Annotated in this window: 16 protein-coding genes, 1 tRNA gene and 1 pseudogene; 10 read left to right on the forward strand and 8 right to left on the reverse strand. The window is 65.7% G+C overall.

What is annotated here, in order from left to right; genetic code table 11:
- Positions 1-22: 22 nt before the first annotated feature.
- Positions 23-1,198, reverse strand: a complete 1,176-nt coding sequence (locus ACQR1I_RS25440) for a Gfo/Idh/MocA family protein (protein WP_434869528.1) — start codon at positions 1,196-1,198, stop codon at positions 23-25.
- A 12-nt stretch (positions 1,199-1,210) separates the two neighbouring features.
- On the reverse strand, positions 1,211-2,266 hold the full coding sequence (locus tag ACQR1I_RS25445) for a sugar phosphate isomerase/epimerase family protein (protein ID WP_434869527.1): 1,056 nt from the start codon (positions 2,264-2,266) through the stop codon (positions 1,211-1,213).
- Between the two features lie 365 nt (positions 2,267-2,631).
- Here ACQR1I_RS25445 and ACQR1I_RS25450 point away from each other — a divergent pair.
- Positions 2,632-2,748: pseudogene (locus ACQR1I_RS25450) on the forward strand (LysR family transcriptional regulator); the annotation flags it as partial.
- A 132-nt stretch (positions 2,749-2,880) separates the two neighbouring features.
- On the opposite strand, the gene ACQR1I_RS25455 reads toward ACQR1I_RS25450, so the two are convergent.
- From ACQR1I_RS25455 to mnmA, 5 genes are all read right to left on the reverse strand, one after another.
- Positions 2,881-4,002 (reverse strand): mandelate racemase/muconate lactonizing enzyme family protein, encoded by a 1,122-nt coding sequence (locus ACQR1I_RS25455; RefSeq protein ID WP_434869526.1) that lies wholly within the window; start codon positions 4,000-4,002, stop codon positions 2,881-2,883.
- A 210-nt stretch (positions 4,003-4,212) separates the two neighbouring features.
- A tRNA-Met gene (locus ACQR1I_RS25460) sits at positions 4,213-4,289 on the reverse strand.
- A gap of 241 nt (positions 4,290-4,530) precedes the next feature.
- Positions 4,531-4,881, reverse strand: a complete 351-nt coding sequence (locus ACQR1I_RS25465; RefSeq protein WP_434869525.1) for a hypothetical protein — start codon at positions 4,879-4,881, stop codon at positions 4,531-4,533.
- A 65-nt stretch (positions 4,882-4,946) separates the two neighbouring features.
- Positions 4,947-5,582, reverse strand: coding sequence for a class I SAM-dependent methyltransferase (locus ACQR1I_RS25470; protein ID WP_434869524.1), 636 nt, complete (start codon positions 5,580-5,582; stop codon positions 4,947-4,949).
- Positions 5,583-5,610: 28 nt separating this feature from the next.
- Positions 5,611-6,807, reverse strand: a complete 1,197-nt coding sequence (gene mnmA / locus ACQR1I_RS25475) for a tRNA 2-thiouridine(34) synthase MnmA (protein ID WP_434869523.1) — start codon at positions 6,805-6,807, stop codon at positions 5,611-5,613.
- Positions 6,808-7,166: 359 nt separating this feature from the next.
- Here mnmA and ACQR1I_RS25480 point away from each other — a divergent pair, with 359 nt between their 5' ends.
- From ACQR1I_RS25480 to ACQR1I_RS25520, 9 genes are all read left to right on the forward strand, one after another.
- Positions 7,167-8,780 carry a flagellar hook-length control protein FliK gene (locus ACQR1I_RS25480; protein ID WP_434869559.1) on the forward strand — a complete coding sequence of 538 codons (1,614 nt, stop codon included), beginning with the start codon at positions 7,167-7,169 and terminating at the stop codon, positions 8,778-8,780.
- 12 nt (positions 8,781-8,792) lie between these two features.
- The gene (locus ACQR1I_RS25485; protein WP_434869522.1) at positions 8,793-9,491 is read left to right on the forward strand and encodes a flagellar hook assembly protein FlgD; all 699 of its coding nucleotides are present in this window, start codon (positions 8,793-8,795) and stop codon (positions 9,489-9,491) included.
- Positions 9,492-9,762: 271 nt separating this feature from the next.
- Entirely contained in the window at positions 9,763-10,038 is a 276-nt protein-coding gene (locus ACQR1I_RS25490; protein WP_002714638.1) for a DUF1153 domain-containing protein, read from the forward strand.
- Positions 10,039-10,373: 335 nt separating this feature from the next.
- Positions 10,374-11,975: a flagellar basal-body MS-ring/collar protein FliF gene (fliF, locus tag ACQR1I_RS25495; protein WP_434869521.1), complete on the forward strand. Its 1,602-nt coding sequence runs from the start codon at positions 10,374-10,376 to the stop codon at positions 11,973-11,975.
- A 42-nt stretch (positions 11,976-12,017) separates the two neighbouring features.
- The gene (fliG, locus tag ACQR1I_RS25500; RefSeq protein ID WP_434869520.1) at positions 12,018-13,106 is read left to right on the forward strand and encodes a flagellar motor switch protein FliG; all 1,089 of its coding nucleotides are present in this window, start codon (positions 12,018-12,020) and stop codon (positions 13,104-13,106) included.
- Positions 13,106-13,723: a FliH/SctL family protein gene (locus ACQR1I_RS25505; protein ID WP_434869519.1), complete on the forward strand. Its 618-nt coding sequence runs from the start codon at positions 13,106-13,108 to the stop codon at positions 13,721-13,723. Before fliG ends, ACQR1I_RS25505 begins: the two co-directional genes overlap by 1 nt.
- A gap of 29 nt (positions 13,724-13,752) precedes the next feature.
- A complete protein-coding gene (gene fliN / locus ACQR1I_RS25510) occupies positions 13,753-14,100 on the forward strand; it encodes a flagellar motor switch protein FliN (RefSeq protein ID WP_434869518.1) in 348 nt (115 codons plus the stop codon).
- Between the two features lie 53 nt (positions 14,101-14,153).
- Entirely contained in the window at positions 14,154-15,533 is a 1,380-nt protein-coding gene (gene flbD / locus ACQR1I_RS25515; RefSeq protein ID WP_434869517.1) for a sigma-54-dependent transcriptional regulator FlbD, read from the forward strand.
- Positions 15,463-15,996 (forward strand): hypothetical protein, encoded by a 534-nt coding sequence (locus ACQR1I_RS25520; protein WP_434869516.1) that lies wholly within the window; start codon positions 15,463-15,465, stop codon positions 15,994-15,996. Before flbD ends, ACQR1I_RS25520 begins: the two co-directional genes overlap by 71 nt.
- On the opposite strand, the gene ACQR1I_RS25525 is transcribed toward ACQR1I_RS25520, so the two are convergent.
- On the reverse strand, positions 15,987-16,142 hold the full coding sequence (locus ACQR1I_RS25525; RefSeq protein ID WP_434869515.1) for a hypothetical protein: 156 nt from the start codon (positions 16,140-16,142) through the stop codon (positions 15,987-15,989). The two genes, ACQR1I_RS25520 and ACQR1I_RS25525, sit on opposite strands and share 10 nt — an antisense overlap.
- Positions 16,143-16,148 lie beyond the last annotated feature (6 nt).

Raw genomic sequence — 16,148 nt, forward strand, 5'->3', positions numbered from 1 at the left:
GGTCGCAAGCGTTGATGGCTCGTCACGTCATTGATACCCACGCGCCTTTCCGCGCCGATGACGTCACGGCAGCCTCGATGAACTTCACACCAGCGAGGCCATCCTCGACGGTCGGGAACAGGACCTCGCGATCCGGCTTTGCGCCGGCCCTTGCTGCTCGAATGGCGAGCGCGGCCTCGGCATAGATCGTCGCAAAACCTTCGAGATAGCCTTCGGGGTGACCCGAGGGCACGCGGGTGACGCGAGCCGCGTCATGGAGCGCGCCCGCGCCGCCGCGGGTCAGGAGCTGCTTGGGCCGCCCATGCGGCGTGAACCAGAGCTGGTTCGGATTCTCCTGGGCCCATTCGAGGCCGCCCTTGCTGCCGTAGACGCGCAGCGTCAGGCCGTTCTCGTTGCCGACCGCGACCTGGCTTGCCCAGAGCAGGCCCTTGGCCCCGCCCTTCCATCTGAGAAGGATCTGGACGTCGTCGTCGAGGCGCCGCCCCTCGACGAAGGTCGACAACTGCGCGAGCAGCTCATCCAGTTCGAGGCCGCTGACGAAACAGGCGAGATTGTAGGCATGCGTGCCGATGTCGCCGATGCAGCCGCCCGGGCCGGAGCGGGCCGGGTCGGTGCGCCACGCCGCCTGCTTGTGATCGCTCTGCTCCAGCCGCTCGGTGAGCCAGTCCTGGAGATATTCGGCCTGCACCAGCCGGATGTCGCCGAGCTCGCCGCTTGCGATCATCGCCCGCGCCTGCCGCACCATCGGATAGCCGGTGTAGTTGTGCGTCACCACGAACACCTTGCCGGTCGAGCGCACCAGGGCCACCAGCTCTTCGGCCTCGGCCACGGTCGTCGTCAGCGGCTTGTCGCAGATGACGTGGATGCCGGCCTGCAGGAAGGCTTTCGCGACCGGAGCATGCATGTGGTTCGGCGTGACGATCGACACCGCCTCGATACCGTCGGCGCGCGCCGCTTCGGCCCGAGCCATCTCCTCGAACGAGCCATAGGCGCGATCATCGGCAATGCCGATCTCCCTGGCCGATGCCTTGGCTCGGACCGGATCGGATGCGAGCGCACCGGCGACCAGCTCGAACTGGTCGTCGAGGCGTGCGGCAATGCGATGGACGGCGCCGATGAAGGCGCCCTGCCCGCCGCCGACCATTCCCAGCCGGATGCGCTGACGTCGACCGGCTTCGTTGCTTGCGTTGATGGCCATGTATTCCTCCGCTCAGGCGAGGCCGAGCATCTTGCGGTTCGCCATGTCGTCGGCGCCCGAACCTGCGAAATCATCGAAGGCCTTCTCGGTGACCTCAATGATATGATTCCTGATGAAGTCGGCGCCCTCACGCGCGCCCTGTTCGGGATGCTTGATGGCGCACTCCCATTCCAGCACGGCCCAGCTGCCATAGTCATATTGCGTCAGCTTGGAGAAGATCGCGCCGAAATCGACTTGGCCATCGCCGGGCGAGCGGAAGCGGCCGGCCCGGTCGACCCAGCTCTGAAATCCGCCGTACACGCCCTGGCGTCCCGTCGGGTTGAACTCGGCGTCCTTGACGTGGAAGGCCTTGATGCGCTCGTGATAGATATCGATGTAGTCGAGATAATCGAGCTGCTGCAGGACGAAGTGCGAGGGATCGTACAGCAGGTTGGCGCGCTTGTGATTGCTCACCCGCTGCAGGAACATTTCGTAGGAGACGCCGTCGTGCAGATCCTCGCCGGGATGGATCTCATAGGCGATGTCGACCCCGTGCTCCTCGGCATGGTCGAGGATCGGCCGCCAGCGCCTGGCGAGCTCGTCGAACGCGGTCTCGACGAGGCCGGGCGGACGCTGCGGCCACGGGTAGATGTAGGGCCAGGCCAGGGCGCCGGAGAAGGTCGCATGCGCGGTGAGCCCGAGCCGACGCGAAGCCAGGATCGCCCGCTTCACCTGGTCGACGGCCCAAGCCGCGCGCGCTGTCGGATTGCCGCGGACCTCGGGCGCTGCGAACCCGTCGAAGGCTGCATCATAGGCCGGGTGAACGGCAACCAGCTGGCCCTGCAGATGCGTCGAGAGCTCGGTGATCGCCAATCCATGCCGCGCCGCAATGCCCTTCACCTCGTCGGCATAGTCCTGCGATTCGGATGCCTTGGTGAGGTCGAAGAGCCTGCCATCCCAGGTCGGGATCTGAACCCCCTGATATCCGAGCGACGCCGCCCACCCGCAGATCGCATCGAAGGAATTGAACGGCGCTGTATCCCCGGCGAACTGAGCCAGGAACAATCCCGGTCCCTTGATCGGCTTCATCGCATGCTCCCCTTCTGTCGTGGGTTCCCTCTCGCGCGTGCGCGAGGCATACGATAGTGCCACCTAAGCCTCCCTTCCGGCTAGGCCGGAATCATCGCGCTCTTTACGACGATTCCCGCAGTGCGCCGTCGGCTCTCGGACTATCGGCTGACACGTTGCGAATGCTCGTCCCCGCCCACATTGCCGCTGTTGACGGGCCGAGAGTTACTTGCTGCCGAATGTCGAGAGAACGGATGCGAGCGGACACGACAGGACAATTGCGCCGGCCGGTTGCTGTTGCCATAGGAGGATTGGAACGAACCGAGGACAACCAGACAAGGCATTATCAAGATCAGCGGCATACGATTTATCGAGCGGCCTCATTCGATCCCGCCAGCCAATGGTTGCGAAGTGTCTGTGCGGAGCTCTTTCAACAGCAGGAAGTACGAGGTCTCCATCGTGCGAGTCGGCGAACACGAAGGTCACGCGAGTTGCAGTCGTAGTGGAGCACTTGTTGAGGCCGGCTTTTGACGTTGCTTGCCATATGACCGAAGCTAAACGCCCGGTTTGCGCCAGCTGCTACCGACATGCGATATGCCCTGTTCCGATGCAGCGGAAGCCGAGAAGGCTCTCGTCTAGCTGCGATAGCGCTCGATACAGGAAAGATCAGGCACTATTCCGAGCCCCGGAGTTTCATCCAGCTCAACGGTACCTTCCCTCACGTTGATGATCGAGCCGCAAAGCAAATCGCGCAACGGGTTGTCGTTGGTGTCGATTTCGAGCCAGCCATCACCACCCACTCCGGCAAGAAGATGCGCCGACGCAAGCAGGCCGAGACCGCCGCCGAGATAATGCGGGCAAAACGTCTTGCCTGCCATCAGGATGTCGCGAGCCAGCCCGGCACAGTTACTGAGGCCCCCCCATTTCGCGATATCGGGTTGGACCACGCCGAGCACGTCTTCAGACAAGACGTGCTTGAATGCTTCGGCGCCGGAAATGTTTTCGCCGGCGGCAAGCGGCATCGTCGCTTCGGCACGCAGCCTGCGCCATTCCTCACGCGGACGATCGGCGCGGATCGGCTCCTCCAGCCAACGCAGGCCGAATTCGGCAAGCCGCGGCAGCATCTCCATCGCCTGCGCGACCGACCAGCCCTGATTGGCATCGGCGGCAAGCATGCCCGCGCCGATGATCTCGCGCAACGCATGCAAATTGGTGAGATCGGTCTCCGCGGCGAAACCGACCTTGAGCTTCAGCGCACGATGGCCACGCTTGACCGCGGCCTCGGCCGTTTTCGCGGCAGCGCCGGGATTGATGCCGCTGGCATAGACCTTGATCTTGCGCGACTGTCCGCCAAGCAGTCGCCATAGCGGTAGCCGCTGACGACGCGCGCAGAGATCCCACAACGCAAGATCGATGCCCGAGATCGCCTGCGCGAACGGACCGGGTTCACCGCATTGGAGCGCCAGAACTTCCGTCCCCCTGGTCAGGGTCTCGAAAGCCTGAGCGGGACTGTCGAATGTGTGCCCGACGAGACCAGGTGCAAGCACCTCGCTGACCAGCCGGGCACGATGCTCCGCGCCCGGCGCGGGAAAGTTCGACCAGGCTTCACCCCAGCCCTCGACGCCGCCTTCGTCGACGACGCGAACGAAGACGGCAGGACGGTCGAGCATTTTGCCGAACGACGTCACCACCGGGGTTGCCAGGGGATACCGATAGCAGAACGCCGCGACCTCACGAATGGTGAAGCTGTCAGCCATGTTGCAGATCCTGCGGTCAGGATGAGGCAGCGCGGAACCAGAACTCAGTCGGCCTCCGCGAAGTCACCGTCCTGTTTGATGTCGTGAACACCGGACAGCGGGCTGTCCATAATTGCGAGCCGTCTCCACTCGCTGATTAGCGGGGACGCCAAGCGGAGTGAAGGGCAAGAAGAGTGAAGGCAAACAGAGTGAAGGAAGTGTGGGGAAAGGTGGTAGCGGGGGAGGGACTCGAACCCCCGACCCCAGGATTATGATTCCCGTGCTCTAACCAGCTGAGCTACCCCGCCACGGTGTCCGATCAAGGAGAGTCCAGCGACGTGCGCGGTGGGCCTTGCGAACGGGCGGCATATAAGGAGCCGGCTCGGTTGCTGTCAAGCAAAGCTCGCAGCCGCCAGAGGTTTTCCGACAGCGGGATTTCTGTCCGACTCGTCAACACGTTGCGGACACAACCGCACACGGCGGAGCGGCATTCGTCGCGTGTGGTCAGCCCGGAGTCGCCGCCGCCCGAATCTCCCGCGGCGAATTTTTCTATTTCGGCTGCACGTTGGGATTGCCGCCGGGGCTGCCGGGCGGCGGGATCACCGGCGTGGTGCCGCCTTCCGGGGTCGGCGCATGCATCTCGGGATCGACCCCGCTCGGCGGACACAGCACGCCATTGGTCTTGGCGAGCTTGTCGCCCAGCGGCTCGCCGGCGCGGCCAGTGGTGATGCCGTCGGGCGTCGGCGTTGCACGCTCGTTCGGTGCGCAGGCCGCATTCGTACCGGGAGCCGGTGCGGTCGCCTGCGGCGGGGTGGCCGGGGTCGGCGGCGCCTGGGCGTGGGCTACGGTTGAGGCCGCGGCCAGCACGAAGGAGAGGAACAAGGATTGCTTGATGCTCATGCCGGGGCAACGCCGGGGCGGCGCGGGCGTTCCCGCGCCGAAGCGGCGCAGCAGCAATCCGGCGGTCAGCCCTTGCGGTAGCGGATCAGCGAGAAATGCCCGAGCGGCGGCATCGGCCGGCGTTCGGCCAGCGTGACGCCGCCGTGCTTGGCGGCCCAGTTCACCAGCCGCGCCCACGGGAACTCCGGCCGCCAGCCGAGCCGGCGCGCGATCGGCGCGAAGGCGAGCTCGAACACGCGCCGCGGCCCGCTCTCGGCGCCGATGTGATTGACCAGGATCAGCTCGCCGCCCGGCTTGAGCACGCGGACGAAATCATCCAGCGTCGCTTCGGGATCCGGCACCGCCGTGATCACGTATTGCGCGACCACGGCATCGAAGAAGTCGTTGGGAAAAGCGAGATGCTTCGCATCCATCACCGCGAGCGTCTCGACATTGAGCAGCTTCAGCTCGCGCACCCGCGCCTGCGCCCGCCGCAGCATCGGCTCGGAGATGTCGACGCCGCAGATCTTCGTGGTGCGAGCATAGTCCGACAGCGACAGGCCGGTGCCGACACCGACGTCGAGGATGCGGCCGCCGATGCGATCGGCTTCCGCGATGGTCGATTGACGTCCCTGATCGAAAACCTTGCCGAACACCAGATCATAGATCGGCGCCCAGCGCTCGTAGGCCTTTTCGACCCCCGCGCGGTCGATGTCCCCCATGCCCCTGCCCTGAATTGATGAATGCTGATCAGCCGCGAACCGGCTCGGCCACGCGCTGCGGCCGGATGGCGTTGCCGCCGGCGCTGCTGCTCTCCGCAACAGCGCTCTGGATGAAGCCGCCGCCGAGCACGCGGGCGCGGCCGGAGGCGGCATCGTAGAATACGCAGGCCTGGCCGGGCGAAACGCCCTCCTCGCCGCCGACCAGCTCGACCTCGTAGTGACCATCGGCGCCGCGCAGCCAGGCCGGCTGCGGCGCACGGGTCGAGCGCACGCGCACGAACAGTTCGAGACCGTCGCGGGCGGCGGCATCGAGCGCGCCGTCGCCGATCCAGTTGACCTCGCGCAAGGTGATGCGATGCGTGCGCAGCGCCTCGCGCGGACCGACCACGATGCGGCGGGTCGCGACGTCGAGCTTGACCACATAGAGCGGCGCGCCTGCGGCGATGCCGAGCCCCTTGCGCTGGCCGATCGTGTAGTTGGCGATGCCCTGATGCGCGCCGAGCACGCGGCCATTGAGATCGACGATCTCGCCGGGCTCCATCGCGTTCGGGCGCAGCTTGCCGATGATGTCGGTGTAGCGGCCGGTCGGCACGAAGCAGATGTCCTGGCTGTCGTGCTTGTCGGCGACCTCCAGACCGAAGCGGCGCGCCAGCTCGCGCACCTCCGGCTTGGTCATGTCTCCGAGCGGAAAGCGTAAGTAGTCGAGCTGCTCGCGCGTCGTCGCGAACAGGAAATAGCTCTGGTCACGATCGGAATCCGCGGCGCAGACCAGCGCACGCGATCCGTTCGACAGCCCGCGCGAGGCGACATAGTGGCCGGTCGCAAGCACGGAGGCGCCGAGCTCGCGCGCGGTCTTCAGGAGATCGCCGAACTTGATGGCGCGGTTGCATTCGATGCACGGCACCGGCGTCTCGCCCGAGGCATAGCTGGCGGCGAAATTGTCGATCACCGACTCGCGGAAGCGATCCTCGTAGTCCAGCACGTAGTGCGGGATGCCGAGCCGCTCGGCGACGTTGCGGGCGTCGTGAATGTCTTGGCCGGCGCAGCAGGCGCCCTTGCGATGCGTCGCCGCACCATGATCATAGAGCTGCAGGGTGATGCCGACGACGTCGTAACCTTCCGACTTCAACAGCGCGGCCGTGACCGACGAGTCCACGCCACCGGACATGGCGACGACGACCCTGGTGTCTTCAGGCCGGCCTTCGAGATCGAGACTGTTGAGCATGATCAGGTCACTGCGATCGCGGCATCAGGCCGAAGGTTCCCGGTGTGGGAACACCCCGCATGTGCCGTGTTTGCGGATGGCTTGCCTCCCGCAATCTTCCGGACAAGCCTGCCTGATCGGAAAACGGCGCAAGAAGCTGACATCTTTAATATAGGCGCGCATCCTGCGAAGCAATCGCGCTGGCCGCGGACCTCGACGGCAAATCTTGCCGGCCGGGCAGAAAAAGCGGGGGCAAGAGCGCGCCCCGGCTCAGCCAACGTCCAAGCAACCGATTGAAATTACAAAAGTTTTAAGATTCGCCACGCTTGGCCCGCTCCTTGCTGACCTGCCTCGTCGAGTTCATTGCGAGAGGTTCAAAGGTGTTCAGCGTCACGTCAGACATCCAGAGCGGTACGACCCTGCGGACAGCCACGCCGAAGCCGTCCCGTTCGGACGCGCCGCCGCCGTCCGACAGCTTCTCGGCACTGGTCGATGCCGCGACGCCGCCGGAGAGTTCGAGCACGCCGCCGCCGGCCTCGCCGGCGCCGCGCAGCAGCGCACCGGATGCCGGCCGCGCGCCCGCACGCGCCGACGCCGACCGCAACAGCCCGTCCAGGGCTCAGGATAACAGCCAGGACAAGACCGCGGACAAGGCTGACGGCAGCGCCTCGCGCGGCGACAACGCCGCGTCCGATGCGACGGGCACGGCTGACAAATCGGCCAAGACCGCAACCGACAAGGCGGACAGCACCGACAGCAACACCGCAGACGCCAAGACCGCCGGCAGCAAGGACGGCGACCAGAGCGGCGCCGATACCACGGCCGCGGCGCAGGCCGCGGTCGATCAGGCGACCTTGGCGCCGGTCGCGGTCGCGATCCCCACAGAGATCACGCTGGCCAGCGCCGCGAGCGGCGATGCGGCGGCGAATGGCGACGGCTCCTCCACCGCTCCGACGGCAACCGCGCCGGTCGGAGCCGCCACCGCCATCCAGCAGGACACCGTCGACGCTGCCGCCGGCCTGATGGCCGCAGCGGCGAAAGCTGGCGCCAGCAAGACACCCGATGAGAAAACTGCAACGGCGACCACGACTGCCGCAGGCGCCGACACAGCGGCCGCCGGCTCCGGCGAAGCGTCGGCCTCGCCCGATCAGACCTTCACCGCCGCACTCGATTCGGCCACTCCGGGCGCAGCCAAGCCAGCCGGCAAGCCGGGCACGCCGACGAAATCCGGCGTTACCGCCGCCGACGCCGGCAAGACGCCGGAGCATGGCGCCGGCAATCTGCAGGGCCCGCAGCAGACGAACCATGCCGGCCTGGCACCGCCCCCAGCTACTGCCGCCAAGGCTGACGCGGTGGAAGGGACCGAAGCCGCCAAGGCCACCGGCAATGCGCCGGCGCCCGCCTCCCACGAGCGCAACACGGTTCAGACCGGCCCCCAGAACAACGTTTCGGCTCCCGATCCGGCAGCAGCGGCCGTCGCCACGCCACAGCCGCAGCTGTCGACACCGACCGCATCGACCAGCCAGCTCACCGCGGCCAACCTGACCGCGACGGCGGCAACGGCTGCTGCCGTGCCGCTGCACGGCCTCGCGGTGGAGATCGCGGCGTCAGCACTCAACGGCAAGAGCCGCTTCGAGATCAGGCTCGATCCAGCCGAGCTCGGCAGGATCGACGTCCGCATCGATGTCGACCGCAACGGCCAGGTCACCTCGCATCTGCGGGTCGAAAAGCCGGAGACGCTGGCGATGCTGCAGCAGACCGCGCCGCAGCTGCAGCAGGCGCTGCAGGACGCCGGTCTCAAGAGCAACAACAGCGGGCTGCAATTCTCGCTTCGTGACCAGAACTCGTCCGGCCAGAACGGCGGCGACTATCAACAGAACGGTAACTCACAGCGCCTGATCGTGACCGAGGACGAAAACGTCCCGGTCCAGCTCGCCGGACGGTCCTATGGACGGATGTTCGGCGCGCAGGGTGGCGTCGATATCAGGGTGTAACAGGAGGCTTCCATGGCAATTGGCGACGCAATCACGGCAAGCCCGGCGGTCTCCGGCACGACCAAGACCACCACCAGCACCACATCCACCGGCAGCATGGGCACGACCGCGGGGTCGACCATCGCGGGCAATTTCCAGACCTTCCTGACGCTGCTGACGACGCAGCTGCAGAACCAGAACCCGCTCGATCCGCTGGACACCAACCAGTTCACCCAGCAGCTGGTGCAGTTCGCCGGCGTCGAGCAGCAGCTGAAGACCAACGACCAGCTGGCCTCCCTGCTCACGCTGCAGCAGACGACGCAGGCCACCCAGGCGCTGGCCTTCGTCGGCAAGACCGCGGTCGTCAACGGCTCCACCACGGCGCTGGCCAGCGGCAAGGCGAACTGGAACGTCAGCATTCCCAAGGACTGCACGATGACGGCGACGATCACCAACAGCGTCGGCCAGACCGTCTTCAGCGGCACCTATAACGGCACCTCCGGCGACAACCAGCCCTACACCTGGAACGGCCAGGGCAGCGACGGCACCCAGTGGCCGGACGGCCAGTACAAGCTCACCATCACCGCCAAGGACAACTCAGGCAATCCGGTGGCGGTCTCGACCCAGGTCCAGGGCACCGTCTCGTCAGTCGATCTGACCCAGCAGCCGCCCATGCTGTCGATCGGCGGCCAGACCTACACCATGAACCAGATCCAGCGGATCGTTAACTAGCCGTTAAGCCGGCGCGCCGCACTTAAGATTGCGGATACATTTGCGGCTGAGCTTGAACCTCAAGCTCAGCCAAGACGGCGACACATCGGCGTAAGCGCCGGAAATTCTTAACCTATCATTGACCACGTTTTCGCTCCCGGAGCCGTTTGGCGCCGGGAGCGCTGGCATTTGCGCCGAGAACCGCATTCGCGCCCTTTGCTTAGGCAAATTTTAAGCGAGGCGGCGTAGGTTCTTACCGTGAGTTCAGTGGTTAAGAGTTTGTGAGTACGCCATGACAGAACCCCATCGCCCGAGGGTGAAATACGTCATCGGGCCTGACGGCAGCCCGCTCACCATCGCGGATTTGCCTGCGCCAGGCACCAAGAGGTGGGTCATACGCCGCAAGGCCGAAGTCGTTGCCGCGGTCCGCGGCGGATTGTTGTCCCTCGAAGAAGCGTGCAGTCGCTACACCCTGACCGTCGACGAATTCCTGTCGTGGCAGTTCTCGATCGACCAGCATGGTCTCGCCGGACTGCGCACCACCCGAATTCAGCAATATCGCCAATAAAGCGTTAACGACGCGAGCGGAATTCTTCGAAAATCGGCTTGGCTCCGCCAAGCCGATTTTTTGCATGTCGACACTTTGTTAGGACCCATTAACCGTCGTTAACCATATCGAAACCTTCCCATAGGCAATAATTGCCCAGTGGTTCGATTCAACCTGCGCGACGTGTCCGCCACACCGCGGCAGCCAGGCTGAAACCGGATCGCCACCTGGAATGCGGGTGCCGGCGAGGGTTTAAGGATTGAATTTCGCGATCTCTGCAACCGGTCTTAAAGACCCGCGAAGCTCAAATCACCTTCAGCAGCCACCCGTCGAATGCCGAACTATGGGGCAGTTGCTTGCAAGGTCTCTTGGACTTCCTGAAGAGTTTGGGCGCCGCGCGGCTCACCGCCATGCTGGCGGTCACCGCCGCTTTGATCGGCTTCTTCGGCTTCGTCATCATGCGCGTGACGGCGCCGCAGCTGACGACCCTGTTCACCGACCTCAGCATGGACGACTCCTCCAGCATTATCAAAGACCTGGAGCGCCAGGGCATTCCGTTCGAGATCCGCAATGAAGGCAGCGTGATCCTGGTTCCGAAGGACAAGGTGACCCGGCTGCGCATGAAGCTCGCCGAGGGCGGCCTGCCAAAGGGCGGCGGCGTCGGCTACGAGATCTTCGACAAGTCGGACGCGCTGGGCACCACGAGCTTCGTTCAGAACATCAACCATCTGCGGGCGCTCGAGGGCGAGCTCGCCCGCACCATCCGCGCCATCGACCGCGTTCAGCAAGCCCGCGTCCACCTGGTTCTCCCCGAGCGGCCGCTGTTCTCGCGCGAGACCCCGGAGCCGTCGGCCTCGATCGTCGTGCGCGTGCGCGGCTCCCTCGAAGCCAACCAGATCCGCGCCATCCGCCACCTCGTCGCCTCGGCCGTGAACGGCCTCAAGCCGCAGCGGGTGTCGATCGTCGACGAGGCCGGACAGCTGCTCGCCGACGGCACCCAGACCGACATCGACCAGCAGGTCGGCGACGAGCGTCGGAGCGCCTTCGAGAAGCGGATGCGCAAGCAGGTCGAGGACATCGTGTCCTCGGTGGTCGGATCGGGCCGCGCCCGCGTCCAGCTCTCGGCCGATTTCGACTTCAACCGCATCACCCAGACCTCGGACCGCTACGATCCCGAAGGCCGGGTGCTCAGGTCGAGCCAGACCCGCGAAGAGCAGTCGGCCACCTCGGAGAACAACGGTCAGGTCACGGTCAACAACGAGCTGCCCGGCAACCAGCAGAACCAGGGGCAGCAGCAGCCCAAGGACCAGAGCAAGAAGACCGAAGAGACCAACAATTACGAGATCTCCCGCACCACCAAGACCGAAGTTACCGAGGCGGGCCGGGTCAATCGCATCTCGGTCGCGGTCCTGGTCGACGGCGCCTACTCCAAGAACGAGAAGGGTGAGCTGGTCTACAAGGAGCGCGGCAAGGACGAACTCGACCGCATCGCGGCACTGGTCCGCTCCGCGATCGGCTTCGACCAGAAACGCGGCGACCAGGTCGAGGTGGTCAACCTGAAATTCGCCGACGCGCCGACCGTGCCGCAGATCAACGAGCCCACCGGCTTCCTCGCCATGCTCCACTTCACCAAGGATGACGTGATGTACGTCATCGAACTCGCCGTGATGATGCTGCTCGGCATCGTCGTGGTGTTCATGGTGGTCCGTCCGCTGGTGAAGAAGATCATCACGACCGACGAGGTCGTTGCGGCGATGAACGCTGCGACGCCGGCTCTCACCGACGAAACCGCGCAGGCGCAGGCCCATGCGCAGCAGACCGCCAACATGATCGACGTCGCCCAGGTGCAAGGCCAGGTTCACGCCCAGTCCGTTCACCGGGTGGGCGAACTGGCCGATCGCAACCCGGGTGAAGCCGCCGCCATCATCCGCCAGTGGCTCGCCGAGCCGCAGAACTGATCCAACGACGTGAACCATCTGAACTGAGAAGAACGTAATCGCATGTCGCTCCCGCAGACGCAGAACGCCAACGCCAACGACATCTCCACCGTCATCGCGACGCTCGCGAGCCGCCAGGCCGGCCGCGAGAAGAGCGAGCCCTTGTCCGGCCCGCGCCGCGCAGCCGTGATGATGCTCGCGCTCGGCGAACAGTACGGTGGCAAGATCTGGCAGCAGCTCGACGATGACGAGGTGCGCGAATTGTCGCTGGCGATGTCGACGCTCGGCACCGTCGAGGCCGACGTCGTCGAGGATCTGATGCTTGAATTCGTCTCGCGCATGTCGGCGTCGGGCGCGCTGATGGGCAATTTCGACGCCACCGAGCGGCTGCTGCAGCAATACCTTCCGTCGGAGCGTGTCTCCGGCATCATGGACGAGATCCGCGGCCCCGCCGGCCGCAACATGTGGGAGAAGCTCTCCAACGTCCAGGAAGAGGTGCTGGCGAACTATCTCAAGAACGAATACCCGCAGACCATCGCCGTCGTGCTGTCCAAGCTGAAGCCGGAGCATGCGGCGCGCGTGCTCGCGATCCTGCCCGAGGACATGGCGCTCGACGTCATCGGCCGCATGCTGCGCATGGAAGCGGTGCAGAAGGAGGTCATCGAGCGCGTCGAGCAGACGTTGCGCACCGAGTTCATGTCGAACCTGTCGCAGACCCGCCGCCGCGACGCCCATGAGGTGATGGCCGAGATCTTCAACAATTTCGACCGCCAGACCGAGACCCGCTTCATCACCTCGCTGGAAGAAGAGAATCGCGAATCCGCCGAGCGCATCAAGGCGCTGATGTTCACCTTCGACGACCTGATCAAGCTCGACTCCGCTTCCGCCCAGACGCTGCTGCGCAACGTCGACAAGGACAAGCTGGGCGTGGCGCTGAAGAGCGCCAACGAGGAGGTCCGCAACTTCTTCTTCGGCAACATGTCCTCCCGCGCCGCCAAGATGCTGCAGGACGACATGGCCGCGATGGGCCCGGTGCGTCTGCGCGACGTCGACGAGGCGCAGGCCCTGCTCGTCAACCTCGCCAAGGACCTCGCCGCCAAGGGCGAGATCATGCTCAGCAAGAACCGCGCCGACGACGAACTGGTGTATTGATGGCTCAGCCAGCGAAGTTCCTGTTCGATACCGACTTTGCCGCGCCGGAGAAGACGCGCGAGCGCGCGGCCACGACCGCCGAGATCGCACAGAAGGTCGCAGCCGCCGAGGCCGCAGCCTACCGCAACGGCTACGAGGCGGCGCAGCGCGAAGCCAAGGTCGAGGCCGACCGCCGCGTCGCCGCGGCACTGGAGCAGATCAACATCCAGCTACAGGGCATCTCCGCGCGCTTCACCGGCATCGAGACGCGGATGGAGACGGAGGCCGTTGACGTCGCGGTGGCCGTGGCGCGCAAGCTGTGCGCTGCCCTGGTTGCCGCCGAGCCGCTCGGCGAGATCACCGGCCTGGTTCACGACTGTTTCGCTCATCTGGTGGCGACACCGCATCTCGTACTGCGCATCAACGACTCGCTCTACGAACTGGCCCGCGAGAAGATCGAGAAGCTCGCCAAGCAGAGCGGCTTCGAGGGGCGCCTCGTGATCCTGGCCGAGCCGGAGATCCCGACCGGAGACTGCCGGATCGAATGGGCCGACGGCGGCGTCGTGCTGGATCGCGCCGCCATCGACGCCAAGGTCAACGAACTGGTCGGACGCTACATGGCGTCCAGAAATAGCTAGGCCGCAGCCGTGGCCGAGGGAGTTAAGTCATGAGCGACAACGAGATCCCGCTTCCCGACCTCAATTCCGCCGATGCCCCGCCGATCACCGGCGACGTCGGCTACAACGAGGAGGAGCACGCCGCTCGCATTGCGGCCGACCTGGAGGCCGTGTTCGACGTGCCGGTCCAGGTCTCGGCCGTGCTCGGTCGCTCCAAGATGGATGTCGGCGAGCTCTTGAAGCTCGGGCCCGGCACCGTGCTCGAGCTCGACCGCAAGGTCGGCGAGGCCATCGACATCTACGTCAACAACCGGCTCGTGGCCCGCGGCGAGGTCGTGCTGGTCGAGGACAAGCTCGGCGTGACGATGACGGAAATCATCAAGTCCGACCGCAACTGACAGACATGACCGGCGCGCTGATCGAGAGCGGCGCCAGCGAATAGGAGACGAACATGCGGCTTCTCATCGTCGGAACGCTGAAGGGCCAGCTCACCGCGGCCACCAAGATCGCCATGGAGAACGGCGCCACCGTGACCCATGCCGAGGACAACGAGCAGGCGATGCGGGTGCTGCGCGGGGGCAAGGGGGCCGACCTCATGCTGGTCGACGTCGCCCTCGACATCCGCGACCTGGTGATGCGGCTCGACGCCGAGCACATCCACGTGCCGATCGTCGCCTGCGGCATCACCAGTGATGCCCGCGCCGCGGTCGCCGCCATCCATGCCGGCGCCAAGGAATACATTCCGCTGCCGCCGGATCCCGAACTGATCGCGGCCGTGCTGGCCGCCGTCGCCAACGACAGCCGCGACCTCGTCTATCGCGACGACGCGATGGCCAAGGTGATCAAGCTCGCCCAGCAGATCGCCGGCTCCGACGCCTCGGTGATGATCACCGGCGAATCCGGTACCGGCAAGGAGGTGCTGGCGCGCTACGTCCACACCCGCTCGGCCCGCGCCAAGCGTCCCTTCATCTCGATCAACTGCGCCGCGATCCCCGAGCATCTCCTGGAATCCGAGCTGTTCGGTCACGAGAAGGGCGCCTTCACCGGCGCGGTGGCCCGCCGCATCGGCAAGTTCGAGGAGGCCAATGGCGGCACGCTGCTGCTCGACGAAATCTCCGAGATGGACGTGCGGCTGCAGTCGAAGCTGCTGCGCGCCATCCAGGAGCGCGTGATCGACCGCGTCGGCGGCACCCGCCCGGTGCCGGTCGACATCCGCATCATCGCGACCTCGAACCGCAATCTCGCAGATGCCGTGCGCGAAGGCACGTTCCGCGAGGACCTGCTGTTCCGGCTCAACGTCGTAAACCTGAAGATCCCGCCGTTGCGCGAGCGCCCCGCCGACATTCTCGAACTGGCGCAGCACTTCGCGCGCAAATATTCCGAGGCCAATGCCGTGCCGCTGCGGCCGATCTCGGCGGAAGCCAAGCGCATCCTGACCAGCAATCGCTGGCCGGGCAATGTCCGCGAGTTGGAGAACACGATGCATCGCGCCGTGCTGATGGCGCAGGGCGACGAGATCGGGCCAGATGCGATCCTCACGCCCGACGGCGCGCGCCTCGACATCAGCAAGACCCAGCCGGCCGTGGCCCATGCTACGATGGCGGCGGAGCAGGTCACGCGGGCGCTCGTCGGCCGCACGGTCGCCGACGTCGAGCGCGACCTGATCCTGGAAACCTTGAAGCACTGCCTGGGCAACCGGACACATGCGGCCAACATTCTGGGCATATCGATCCGCACGTTGCGCAACAAGCTCAACGAATATGCCGACGGCGGCGTGCCGATTCCGCCGCCGGGCGCCGGCGACGGTCCGCGCATGCCGAGTACTGTCTAGTTCGTCAGCCCTGATCCGCAACATTCTCGGCGGCGCGCTGCTCCTCAGCGCGCCGTTCGCCGTTTCGGCAACGGGCGCCGAATCGCTCGGCCGGCTGGTCGGCTGCTGGGAGCAGACCTCGCACGCGCCGCTGGTGCAGCCATCGTCGGGCGAGGAATGGGGCGCGCGCAGCTGGTGCTTCGCCCGCAAGGGAAAATTGATCTCGCGGACCCTCGCCTGCGGCGCCGGCGGATGCGACGGCTGGGACAACGAGCGCCGTTATCGCTGGCAGCCACCCTATCTCGCGCTGTCCGACATCGAGACCGCGCCGGATGGCAAGGCTCAGAAGCGGGTCTGGCGTCGCTGCCGGGTGCAGTTTCTGACCGACGACTGGATGCAGCTCCAGGATTGCGCACAGTCGAGCGACCCGTGGGTGCGCGAGCCGCCGCAACGCCGCCGCCGCGCGGCGCGCGGTCACGAATAGTTCGGCGCCTCGGGATTGCGGAAGATGTGGATCGGATCGCCCGGCGTGAACTCGCGCTGCGTCAGCACCGCATAGGCATAGAGCGCGAGATAGAGCATCGCCACCGTGCCGATCGCGTAGAGAGCCCAGGTTCCGATCCGATTCATGATTTC

This window comes from Bradyrhizobium sp. HKCCYLS2038 (assembly GCF_051167655.1).
GTDB lineage: Bacteria > Pseudomonadota > Alphaproteobacteria > Rhizobiales > Xanthobacteraceae > Bradyrhizobium.